This window comes from Lujinxingia litoralis, from assembly GCF_003260125.1.
Taxonomy (GTDB): Bacteria; Myxococcota_A; Bradymonadia; order Bradymonadales; family Bradymonadaceae; genus Lujinxingia; species Lujinxingia litoralis.
The window spans coordinates 56,580-67,904 of the sequence record NZ_QHKO01000007.1 but is presented as its reverse complement, the minus strand read 5'-3'; the positions used below and the strand labels follow the sequence as shown (position 1 = coordinate 67,904).

The following is an 11,325-nucleotide window of genomic DNA, read 5'->3' as shown; positions in this document are numbered from 1 at the left end:
CCGCATAAAACGGCTCTTCTCTGAACCGGAGATCCCCATGCTGATCGAATTCCGCGTCTCGAACTACCGCTCGTTTCGCGACGAAAACGTCTTCTCCCTCGTCGCTGCGGGGCGAGACAAGACGCATCCCGACAACACGATCGACGACGTGGCTCAAAAGGGATTTCAGCTCCTGCGCTCCGCCGTCATTTACGGGGCCAACGCCTCCGGAAAAACCAACCTCTTGCGCGCGCTCGACTTCGTTCAGACCGCCGTCACCGACTCCGCAAAATGGCAAAAGGGCGACCCCATCGAGGGTATCGCCCCTTTTCGCCTTGACGCGGAGCTTCAATCGCAGCCCAGCCGATTCGAGATCGTCTTTGTGCAGGATGGCGTGCGCTTTGAGTACGGCTTCGTCATCGATCGCCAGCGCGTCCATGAAGAATGGCTTTTTGCATACCCCAAAAAAGTCGCGCAGACCTGGTTCCAACGCGACGCCTCGCTCGGGGAAGAGGGCTGGACATGGGGCGCAAACCTCAAAGGCCAGAAAAAGCAGATCGCGGAGCTCACCCGCGACAACGCCCTCTTTTTATCGGTCGCCGCTCAGCTAAACCATGAACAGCTAAGCCCCGTGTTTCAGTGGTTTCAACGCCAGCTCCGCCCCCTTTTCGACACGAACTTTTCACCATCACTAAACAGCTACACTACTCACGTAGCGGCCCAGAGCGATGAGCATCGCGCTAAAATTGCCATGTTCCTTCGCACCGCTGATTTCGGCATTGCCGACATTGAAATCTCGCGTCAGCGTTTCGACGAAACGATGCTTCCTCAAAACCTACCTGACGACCTCAAAAAGAAGTTCCTTCAAGAGTTCAAAGATGCGGAACGACTGGACATTCAAACCCTTCACCGCACCACCGAGGGCAAAACTGTATCTTTCTCCTTTGATGATGAATCGCACGGCACTCGCAATTTCTACGGTCTCACGGGCCCTCTCCTCGACGTCCTCGAAAACGGACGCATCCTCGTCGTCGATGAACTCGACACCAGCCTTCACCCCCTTCTTGTGCGCAAAATCGTAGAACTTTTTCATAGTCCCGAATTCAACACAAACAACGCCCAACTCATCTTCAACACCCACGACACCTCGCTCCTCGACCCGAGTCTCTTTCGGCGAGATCAAATCTGGTTCACCGAAAAGGACCGCGACGGTGCCTCGCACCTCTACCCCCTCAGCGACTTCAAACCCCGCAAGGACGAAGCGCTTGAGCGGGGATATCTGGCCGGACGCTACCGCGCGCTACCCTTCATTGGTCGCCTCGAGTTTTAATCATGGGAAAGCGAAAACCCCGCGGCACCTCCAGCACTCGCCGACGCCCCGCACGTCGCCAGGCCCTGGAGCGCCTTCTTATTGTCTGTGAAGGCGAAAAAACCGAGCCCGACTATTTCACGCGTCTGCGCCAGGAGTACCGCCTTCCTTCAGCAGATATTGAAATCGTCCCTGCCGCGGGTGGCGGTGCGGCAAAATCGATCGTCAAAGAGGCCCGTTATCGTCAGAAAGAAAACAAAAAGGCACACAAAAGAAGTGGAGAGCCTCTCTACGACGACATCTGGTGTATTTTTGACGCTGAAGATCCGCATCATAATCCGGGCATCTATAGCGCCATCAAAGACGCCAACAAGCATGGTTTTCACATCGGCCTCTCCGTCCCCTGCTTCGAATACTGGATTCTTCTCCACTACACCTCCGATCAACGCCCCTATCGCAACTGCACGCAAGTACTTACCCGACTTCAGGATGTGGTTCCGGGCTACAGCAAAGCCGACATCGACTTCGACGCGCTCAAACCCTCCCTCCCGGACGCCATTCAGCGCGCCCGAGCGCACCTGGCCTCTCTCCAGATCGACGAAACGAGCCCCTGTTGCGCCGCTGACCTTGAGGCCAACCCCTCCACCCGGGCCCATCTCCTCACCGAAAAACTCATGCAGCTCGGCGAGAGCTTTAACCCCTATTAGATTAGCGTGGCTCGGCTTTTTGTCGTTTTCTTTTTCCTGCCCCGCATCCCGAACTCGGCGACTACCAATATATGTGGGGAAGCTGCGGTAAGGACGGCGTCCTGCGCATCCACTGGCGCCTGATACAGGCCCCCCGCGTGGCCCTGGAGTACGTCTGCGCCCACGAGGTCGCCCACCTCCGCCACCGCAACCACGACCCGGAGTTCTGGGAGACCTTGGGAGGCCTGATGCCCGACTGGAATGCGGCGAAGGAGGTGTTGGAGCGGTGGGAGAGGGAGAGGTTTGGGGGTGGAAAAAGGTTATAATGTTTTGTTAAAACTGCTGAGCACTTATAGTCCGACGAGTAATCCAAGATTATATCTGCACATAATCGCATCAACACTGCTATTTCAATTTAGACCCACCATCAACTAGCACACGCTACGGCTCCCCCACCAACCAAAAACTCCGCTACAATATATTTCATTATTACATTTGACGCCCAGGTATCAAGGCCGCTTAAATACATCCACAACAAATTAGCATCCTGAGTCCGTCGCGTGGCCCGAACTTCGGGTTTCATTCATATATCGCGCAGATCGCGTCTAGTACGCTATTCAGCAAAACAACACATCTCGTTACATATGGAGGTAAAAGACAGTCAAAACTTAGCCAATTTACGCAAGTTAAAGTTCGTTCATTTCAAACGGTAGGAGATTCAAATGCGACGTTTTTTCTGTGCATTCATTACACTGCTGGCTCTCGTATTCGTATGCGGACCGGTTTCGGCGCAAACTCCGGTTGTAGAGGACGGTACGGTCGGTCGTGCTCGGTTACAGCTCAGCACAATTGAACAGTTCGGAATCGATCTTTCTAACACGACCCCGACTGTACTGTCGCACGCCGACACGATCAAGATCATGTCCGACGATTGTCCCGGTTCAAACCAGCCTTTCAGCTACTTCGACTCGACGTCAGACAAACTGCTTCACGACGCAATTTCCAACGGCGAAACAACTGCCGTCCTTTTGACTACACCGGAGGTATCTGTTCTCTTTATTGACCATTCGTCTTCAACTGAGCTTGTGAAGCTGACTGGAGCTCCTGACACTACGTTGCTACTCGGTATAGGAGCATGTGGAAGCACGAATGCCTGTGCTGACCCTGACAACTATTGCTATTATGGATATGAAGGCGACGGATGCGATATGTGTGGCAGAGGGTCGTATAATGGATGCTTCACTTGTGCGGTTGCGTCATTTACTTTCGAGCCCGGCGATTTTGACCCGTTGACCGGTCTCGTGCCTGGGGTCCCCTTACCTAACTGGAATTACTAAACATGTGTTAGGATCGCGCGCGGGAGCATGACTATTCTTTTGCGCGCGATTTTTAAACTCCTCTCTTCAGCCACCGTGACTCTCATGCCATTCTTCAAAAATTTGGTTATCAGCAGCATCGTCACGGGAGCACTCGCCTGCACCCTCCCCAACGACTCGGCCAATCCCACTCCGACCGAACCTCCCCAAACGACACAATCCCAGCCCTCGGCCGCCCCCGACGAGCCCCCGCCCTCCGACCCCGCACCGGACTCCCCCGACCCCGACGCCCTGACCTACAGCCGCCTGAGCATGCAAAGCGACATGCACTACGGCCTCTTCCTCCACCAATTTGACCTGCAACCCGGCGAGGTCATTCGCCACGAGATCGACGGCCCGACCGCCTGGGAGCTGCTGGTGCAGCACCGGCTGACCACCTTCTTTGACGGCGCCTACAACGACTACCTGCGTCGCCTCCTGCAACGCCCCGACGCCCGCGCCATCTACTTTGAAACGGCCCCCGGCGAGGACCGGCCGACCGGCGGTATTTTCATTCCCTCGCCGAACCCGCAGAGTTTTGAGGTGGCGCCGGGCGCCGGTAGCCAGAACGGCGCGTTTTTGATCCTGGGCATCGGCCTCGGCGCTCGCGAAGCGTCGCCCTCGGCATCCGACGCGCAGGCCCCTCAGCCGGAAGTCGCTCCCTCGCGGGACTATCCGACGCTCACCGATCGCGACTGGGAGACCCTTCAATCCTCCGAAGGCACCCACCTCGTCCTCGTACACGGGGCCGGTTGCAACGCCTCGGCCGGCCTCCTCTCAGAGCTCAACGCCCTCTTAAGCGCCCACCAACGCACCTCAGTCCTGCACATCGACCACGACGCCAACCTCACCGGCCCCACCCTCGATGATCTCGTCGCGCGCCGGATGTTCCCCACCCTGCTCGTCCTCCACGATGGCAAAGTCGTCGACGTGCACGTCGGTGTCGGAAGCCACCTCCGCGCCCGGCTCGCCCATCTCCTGGTCCGCAACGACATCGTTGACGCCGACGCGTTCGGCGACGCAGCCGACCCCACCGCCCCCATCAACGATGGCCAGGCCGAGGCCCTTGAGCCCGACGTCTGGCGCCGCCGCATCAGCGTGCTGCGCCACTGGTCCGCCCATGATTTCAGAAACGCAAACCTTGCCGGGATCCGCCTCTCCCACGCCGCCTTGTCCGGCTCGTCTTTCGTGGGTGCCGATCTCCAGAACGCCGACCTCAGCGACGCGGTGCTTTCCCACGCGGACTTGACCGACGCCAACCTGGAGGGCGCAAACGTGGAAGGCGCGTTGTGGTACCGCACGGTCTGCCCGGATGGCTCGATGAGTGAGGAGCACGGCGGAACGTGCGAGGGGACGTGGTAAACGCTCAGGAGCGCTCATTAAACGTTGCTCGATAGCCGAAGCGCGCCAAATCGCTGAAAGCGCGCAGTCGACGCGAGTGACGACCTTTTCCACGATTAACGCAGCTCCGTCCAAGCGAATCGCGCCCTCCCCGAGAGCAAGGTTATCGCCTGCAAAAAGCAACGCTATTCGTTATTTTTTGAAGCCAAAGACTTCCTTGCCGCTCGCACTCCTGATGCCGTTCGACGATGTTTACTCCCCATCAGAATGCTTTGCTTCGACGTCGTTGCGGGGCAACGAGCGCATCCAGGGCGGCACCTGACAAGGAGATAGGAGGAGTAAGTAGCATCATTTCAACTTCAAACCCTGCGGCAAATCAAGTCTTCCTCGTCTCTACCAACATCCTCAAACTTCGTCCTGAGTCATCATGGTCCAGCGAGATAAATTCTGCAGGTGCAAAACCAAGCTCGGCTAACAAGTCCGAGATTTCCGCGTCTCCGATGGGTCGTTGCTCCAAAGCAAAATCCTCGCGCTGCCACAGCTCCCCCACTTTGGAAAAGAGCGTGCCATCAAACGCGGCCCTCATCATGCCATTCATTTGCATCGTGCTCGCGTTAACAGCCAAGAAGCTGCGATCGTGCTCGAAACACATCTGCCCCTTCCAATGAAATCGGTATTTGGCCTCGGTGTTATAATCGAACACGAAGAGGCCGCCGGGGTCGAGCACATCCCGCACACCCCGAAACACAGCCCGCAGGTCTTCTTTCAACAGCATATGATTCAGGCTATCGTACACACAAATCACCAACTCAAAGCCGCTTACATTTGTATTGAGTTCCCGCACATCTGATAGGAAGAATCGCTCGGGACGCCCTCGTTCTCGGGCCAAGCGGAGCAGCTCTTTTGAGTTATCCACGCCATACGCATCAAATCCCTGATCCAACAACTGATGCGTAAAGCGACCCGAGCCACAACAGAGATCCAGGACACGCGCGCCTTTCTTCAATCGTGTCCCAACTCGTTCGAGAATGATGGGTCCGAAGCGGCGAGCGGAATCGCCGGCCCAGAAGCGATCATAAATATCTGCGAATGAATCGTAGCCCGAAAAATTCATGATTCTTTTTCTCCAAATAAGGGGCCTACGTCCGGAGCCCGGTTCTTTTCAATCAGGGCGCTCCACCTTAGTTCAACACCACCGATTCTGTCTTTCCAACCATCTTCTCTGCCGCTCGACCATCGAACTGCGCCCTCCACACCACCTCCCCACACCCATCGCCACTCCGAACCGCTGTCGACACCACCTCCCCACATACCCCGACCATTTTAAGCCGCCCTCCACACCACACGCCCCCTTCCCCCCGGGCATTTTTCGCCGCCCTCCACACCACACGCCGCCACCCACGGGGCACTTCGCCCCACCCTCGACACCCCACCGCCCTACCCACCGGGCACTTTCACCCACCCTCGACACCCCACCGCCCTACCCCCCGGGCACCTCGCCATGCCCTCGACAGCGCGACCTCTTAGCTCAGCGACCTCCGCGCCGCCCTCGACACCGCCCGGCGATGCCCCGACCGTCTCAAGGGCGGCCTCGACACCGCGCCGCCCTACCCACCGGGCCCCCACTCCCGGGGTCGACACCCTCCCGCGCTGCCCCCCGGCCTCGCCAGCCCGCCCTCGACACCCTCGCCGGATGCCCCCGGGGCAACCCCTTGCGTCATCAAGGTTGACCGGGCCTTAAGAGTTTGGCACTTCTGGGGCATCGGTTCTTAGAGTTTGTACGTTTCGCATCACCCCTGTCTGCCAGGGGGGTTGTAGGATGATTTTTGTGTTTAGCGTGGCGCGATCCCTCCATCGCCACACGCCATCATGCAACGATCATTTCAACCTGACTGGCATGTTTACAGACACGATGTTGCGAGACGCGTTGTATCGACGTCGTGAGCAGATGTGGATGCCGATGACTGCGAAGTTGAGGGCGGCACGGGCAAGGCGCACAACGCAGGCGATGCTTTAGCATCGTCGAGGCTTTGCAACGCAGCCCGGGGTGCTCTCAACGCAGCAGACGCGGCAGCCACGATAGCTCACGGCGTCATTAAGAATCGGGAGTTTTTGCTGTCCTGCGTTTCTATGCATGGTGCATGGCGCGACGATCAGGACACTTTCATGGACTCTCGTCTCGCTGGCAGCAGCCGATATTCGGTGGCGAGGCAACGCACTCGAAGGAGCACCACCATGTCGATCTCGTATTTAACCAGCGCCGCGATGATTGCGGTGGGTCACGACCTGCTCACCAACCCCTCCAAGCTCAGCGTCCTGGAGCGCGACGCGCTCACCACCGCGTACATCGAGCCTCTGCGGGCGGTGCAGAAGGAGCTCGTCGTTTTGACCACCGACGATGGCGAGGTCAAAGCGCGGCTCCAGGACGTCTCCGAGGAGCTTGCCAGCCAGGACCAGATTCACGACCGGTTGGCCCGCGGCATCTTCCGCGGTCTGGAGTGCGCGGCCGACCTGGCGGCGACGCCCGAGGAGGCCGAGCCCTACGTTCGGGTGCGGGAGCTGCTCTTCCCCGACGCGCTCGCCATCAACGCGCTCGGCTACATGGAGCAAGGCGGCAACGTCCTGGCGGTCACATCCCGCGCCACCCCGGCGGTGCGCGAGGTCCTGCGCTCGGTCTGCGTGGGCGCCCACACCCTGGAGGAGGCGTTTGACGCCTGGGTGGCCAACGGCGAAGCGATGAGCGCGCGGGTCGCCGAGCGCGCCGCCTTGAGCGGCGATGAGGACGACACCCGCGTCTCCGCCGGCGACCTGCATCAGGCACGTCTGCGCTGGATGCGCGTCGTCAAAGCGCTGGTCGCCGCCCTCGACATGCTCGACGTCGATGAGGACGAGCGCCGCCGCCTGCTCGCCACGCTCCACGAAGCCGAGATCCGCGCGACCAAAGCCCGGGAGATCGAGGTGGCCGGTCGTGAGAAGGGTCAGGAGGAACCCGAGGTGCCCGAGGTGGGTGGGGATGTGGAGGAGCCCGTATAAGCGCCACGTTCCATACCCCCCGGGTTAGAAAAGGGGCACGGGCGAGCGTCCGTGCCCCTTTTATTATGCGGGTGTGGTTGGGGGGTTGGGGGGTTGTGGGGTACCGGGGGTTTGCGATGTCGGGCGATTCGTGTGGGGGGTGGGGGGGTCGCTTTGGGGTTGGGTGGTTGGGTGGTTGGGTGGTTGTGGGGCGCACGGGTTCACGATGCTGGTCGATTCGTGTGCGCGTTGGAGGGTTCCCGCACAATAAAAAACCCGAGTGCATCCAGGGCGGGGCTGACAAGGAGCCAGGAGGAGCGAGTAGCTTTAGCTACGGCGACGACGCAGCGACACAGTCAGCGTCGTCCTGGGGCGCTCGGCACCGAGCGCATCCAGCGCCTTCGATAGCAAGGAGGCTGGGATGAAGCTGTAGCAACGCTACCGCGAATCCCAGACGACGCAGCTAGCGGAGCGCTGGGGCGCTCGGCACCGAGCGCATCCAGCGCCTTCGATAGCAAGGAGGCTGGGATGAAGCTGTAGCAACGCTACCGCGAATCCCAGACGACGCAGCTAGCGGAGCGCTGGGGCGCTCGGCGGGCGCTCGGCTTATTTAAATGCGTCCAACACCTCAGGCAGTTCCTCGCCGCAATGCTCGGCCTCGAAGAGATCCACGGCCTGCTGGAGGTTGATCCAGAACTGCGCCGACGTGTTCACCGCCGCCGCGATGCGCCGCGCCATCCCCACGTCCAGCGAGGTATGCCCGCGCACCAGGCGGTTGATCGTCTTCACGTCGCAGCCCAGGTGGCGGGCAAACGCGCTCTGCGAGATCCCGGCCGGCTTGAGGAACTCCTCCAGCAGGACTTCGCCGGGGGTGGTGGGTTTGCGGGTGCGGACGCGGGTTAAGGAGCGCTCTAACATGGGTGCCTCCGGGCTTTAAACGCGGGCCGGTGTGGGGGGGTGACGGTCAATGGTAGTCGACGACCTGAACCTGAGCCGGGCCCTCTTCGGTCCAGACAAAGACGATGCGCCACTGAGCGTTGATTCGAATGCTATGCCACGCTTTTCGGTCGCCGCTGAGCTTCTCCAGCCGATTGCTCGGTGGGATGCGCAAATCCGTCACGTCAGTCGCGGCCTCCAGCATATCGAGCTTGCGCGCAACCACCCTGCTCTGTCGCTTCCAGCCGCAGCCTTTCGACGGCAACCGGCCGGAAAAGAAGAACGCTTCGGTGGTGCTGTCGCCAAAGGACTGGATGGCCATGGTTCCTCGTGGTCAGGTATCCGTAACGTGTCGGGGACATCCTTTACCTTGCCGTGGTAAAGATACGCCCCCGCGCGAAGCTACGCAACAGACACTTACCACGTCGTGGTAAAGGCAGGTTGTGGGGCGCACGGGTTCGCTTTGGTGTTGGGTGGTTGGGTGGTTGTGGGGCGCCGGGGGTTCGCGATGGCGGGCGATTCGTGTGCGCGTTGGGGGGTTCACGCTCTGTGGTTGGGTGGTTGGGTGGTTGGGTGGTTGGGTGGTTGTGGGGCGCCGGGGGTTCGCGATGTCGGGCGATTCGTGTGCGCGTTGGGGGGTTCACGCTCTGTGGTTGGGTGGTTGGGTGGTTGGGTGGTTGGGTGGTTGTGGGGCGCCCGGGTTCGCGATGCTGGTCGATTCGTGTGGGGGGTGGGGGGTTCACGCTCTGTGGTTGGGTGGTTGGGTAGTTGGGTGGTTGTGGGGCGCACGGGTTCACGACGTCGGGCGATTCGTGTGCGCGTTGGGGGGTTCGCCTCTTCGTGTGCCCCCCAACCCGAGTGCATCCAGCGCCTTCGATAGCAAGGAGGCTGGGATGAAGCTGTAGCAACGCTACCGCGAATCCCAGACGACGCAGCTAGCGGAGCGCTGGGGCGCTCGGAACGGTGGAAACCGTTGAAATCGTTCCTATTTTCCAAAAAACATCACTCTGTGCACGTCGCTGGCAGTCATGCCGGCAGGTGCCGACTCAGCCGCAGCCGGAGAGATGCCATGGCCACGACGATTCAGGAGCGCGTTGCGTACGAGAACTGGGGTTGGATGCTGGCGCGCGGCGTGAGTGCCCTGCTTTTCGGGTTGCTCTTTTTGGTCTGGCCGGGACCCACCCTGGCGGTGCTGGTGCTTCTTCTGGCGACCCTCTTATTGGTCGATGGGATCATCGCGCTGGTCTACGCGATCAGCGGTGGGCGCACCGCCCGGGGCAAGGCCTGGCCCCTGATAGGGGTCGGCGTGGCCGGGATCAGCGCCGCCGTGATCACCTACGTCTGGCCTCAGATGACGCTCGGAATACTGATGGTGATCCTGGCCATCTGGGCGATGATTCGCGGGGCGTTGGAGGTGGTCGCCTATCTGGAATTGCGCGAGACCTTTCAGGGCAGCTGGCTTCTGGGGCTGAGTGGCGTGTTGACCTTCTTCTTCGGAATCGCCCTCATCGTCTGGCCCGCGGTGGGGCTCCGCCTGCTGGTCTGGATCGTCGCGGGGTATGCGCTGCTGGCCGGTGGGGTGTTTCTGGGGCTGGCCTGGCAGATGAACCGCGCGCTTCACGGTGGCCAGCGCGATCTCGATACCTCGCCGCCCGACCGCCCCGGGGACTTTACGCCGACCTGATCGCACGAACTCCAGGGCGCGAATTCGGCGCAACCGGCCGTGCGGCGTAATAAGGGGAGGCGGCGATGATCGACAGGCTCTTGTCCAGCGAGACGCATTGGTGGGTCTTCTTTGCCGGGACGATCGTCTTCCTGTTGCTCATGGTAGAGAGCGGCTATTGGGTCGGGCGTTGGCGACGCGAGCACACCGACCCGGAGCAGAAATCCCAGACCGGGACCATCCTCGCCGCCTTATTAGCGCTGCTGGGCTTTTTGCTGGCCATCAGCTTCGGCATCGCGGCCGACCGATTCGCCGAGCGCAAGGCGCTGGTGCTCCAGGAGGCCAACGACATCGGCACGACCTTTCTGCGCACCAACTTTCTGCCAGAAGCGCAGGGCGATACCTCCAAAACACTGCTCGCAAACTACGTCGATACGCGTCTTCGTCCGCTGGAAACGACCGATCTGGATGCGGCCATTCACGAATCCGTCGAGCTTCAGACCGCGTTGTGGGAGCAGGCCAGTATCGCCGCGGCGGCGCACCCGCGCTCGGTGCCGGTGGGGCTTTATATCGACTCGCTCAATGACGTGATTGACAGCCACGAGGAGCGGGTGACCGTCGCGGTTCACTATCGCATCCCGCCCAGCCTTATCTGGACGCTCTATCTGGTGGCGCTTCTATCGATGGTGGTGATGGGGCTGAATTTTGGGCTGGCCGGCACCCGCAATATGCTCGCCAGTGTGGCACTGGTGATGGCGTTTGCCGCCGTGCTGCTGCTGATCGTCGACCTTGACCAGCTGCACCAACGCCTTTTCAAAATCAATCAGTCGCCTCTGGAGGATACGCAGGCCTCGATTCGTAGGTCGATGGACGAGGTCAATTTTGTCGGAGGGGGCCCCCGGCAGGATGATGAGTAGGGGTTGGGCGTTGGGGGTTCGGTCTGGTCGGTTGGTTGTAGAAGACCTATAACAAGAAACCACCCTTTAGCTCCCCGAGATTTAAGCCTGCGCTCCTCAAAGACTAACCTCCTGGCTTTTATTATTT

At 60.2% G+C, this 11,325-nt stretch carries 9 protein-coding genes and 1 pseudogene; 7 read left to right on the top strand and 3 right to left on the bottom strand.

The genetic code is table 11. The annotated features are described in order from the left end of the window. Positions 1-37 precede the first annotated feature (37 nt). The 4 genes and pseudogenes from DL240_RS14540 (at position 38) to DL240_RS14525 (ending at position 4,691) form a co-directional block, all read left to right on the top strand. A complete protein-coding gene (locus DL240_RS14540; protein ID WP_111730631.1) occupies positions 38-1,309 on the top strand; it encodes an AAA family ATPase in 1,272 nt (423 codons plus the stop codon). Between the two features lie 2 nt (positions 1,310-1,311). Continuing rightward, positions 1,312-1,995 (top strand): RloB family protein, encoded by a 684-nt coding sequence (locus tag DL240_RS14535; protein WP_111730630.1) that lies wholly within the window; start codon positions 1,312-1,314, stop codon positions 1,993-1,995. Positions 1,996-2,057: 62 nt separating this feature from the next. Continuing rightward, a pseudogene (locus tag DL240_RS14530) lies at positions 2,058-2,300 on the top strand (M48 metallopeptidase family protein); the annotation flags it as partial. A gap of 1,095 nt (positions 2,301-3,395) precedes the next feature. Further along, on the top strand, positions 3,396-4,691 hold the full coding sequence (locus DL240_RS14525; RefSeq protein ID WP_158542598.1) for a pentapeptide repeat-containing protein: 1,296 nt from the start codon (positions 3,396-3,398) through the stop codon (positions 4,689-4,691). A 355-nt stretch (positions 4,692-5,046) separates the two neighbouring features. On the opposite strand, the gene DL240_RS14520 is transcribed toward DL240_RS14525, so the two are convergent. Continuing rightward, on the bottom strand, positions 5,047-5,784 hold the full coding sequence (locus DL240_RS14520) for a class I SAM-dependent DNA methyltransferase (RefSeq protein ID WP_111730627.1): 738 nt from the start codon (positions 5,782-5,784) through the stop codon (positions 5,047-5,049). 1,121 nt (positions 5,785-6,905) lie between these two features. Here DL240_RS14520 and DL240_RS19700 point away from each other — a divergent pair. Beyond that, positions 6,906-7,703 (top strand): hypothetical protein, encoded by a 798-nt coding sequence (locus DL240_RS19700; protein ID WP_146618317.1) that lies wholly within the window; start codon positions 6,906-6,908, stop codon positions 7,701-7,703. Positions 7,704-8,288: 585 nt separating this feature from the next. Here the strand turns inward: DL240_RS19700 and DL240_RS14500 are convergent. Beyond that, positions 8,289-8,600, bottom strand: a complete 312-nt coding sequence (locus DL240_RS14500) for a HigA family addiction module antitoxin (RefSeq protein WP_111730623.1) — start codon at positions 8,598-8,600, stop codon at positions 8,289-8,291. 46 nt (positions 8,601-8,646) lie between these two features. Continuing rightward, the gene (locus DL240_RS14495) at positions 8,647-8,940 is read right to left on the bottom strand and encodes a type II toxin-antitoxin system RelE/ParE family toxin (protein WP_111730622.1); all 294 of its coding nucleotides are present in this window, start codon (positions 8,938-8,940) and stop codon (positions 8,647-8,649) included. Between the two features lie 747 nt (positions 8,941-9,687). Here DL240_RS14495 and DL240_RS14485 point away from each other — a divergent pair. Both DL240_RS14485 and DL240_RS14480 read left to right on the top strand, forming a co-directional pair. Continuing rightward, positions 9,688-10,302 (top strand): HdeD family acid-resistance protein, encoded by a 615-nt coding sequence (locus DL240_RS14485; protein ID WP_111730621.1) that lies wholly within the window; start codon positions 9,688-9,690, stop codon positions 10,300-10,302. Between the two features lie 65 nt (positions 10,303-10,367). After that, positions 10,368-11,198, top strand: a complete 831-nt coding sequence (locus DL240_RS14480; RefSeq protein WP_111730620.1) for a bestrophin-like domain — start codon at positions 10,368-10,370, stop codon at positions 11,196-11,198. Positions 11,199-11,325: the final 127 nt, after the last annotated feature.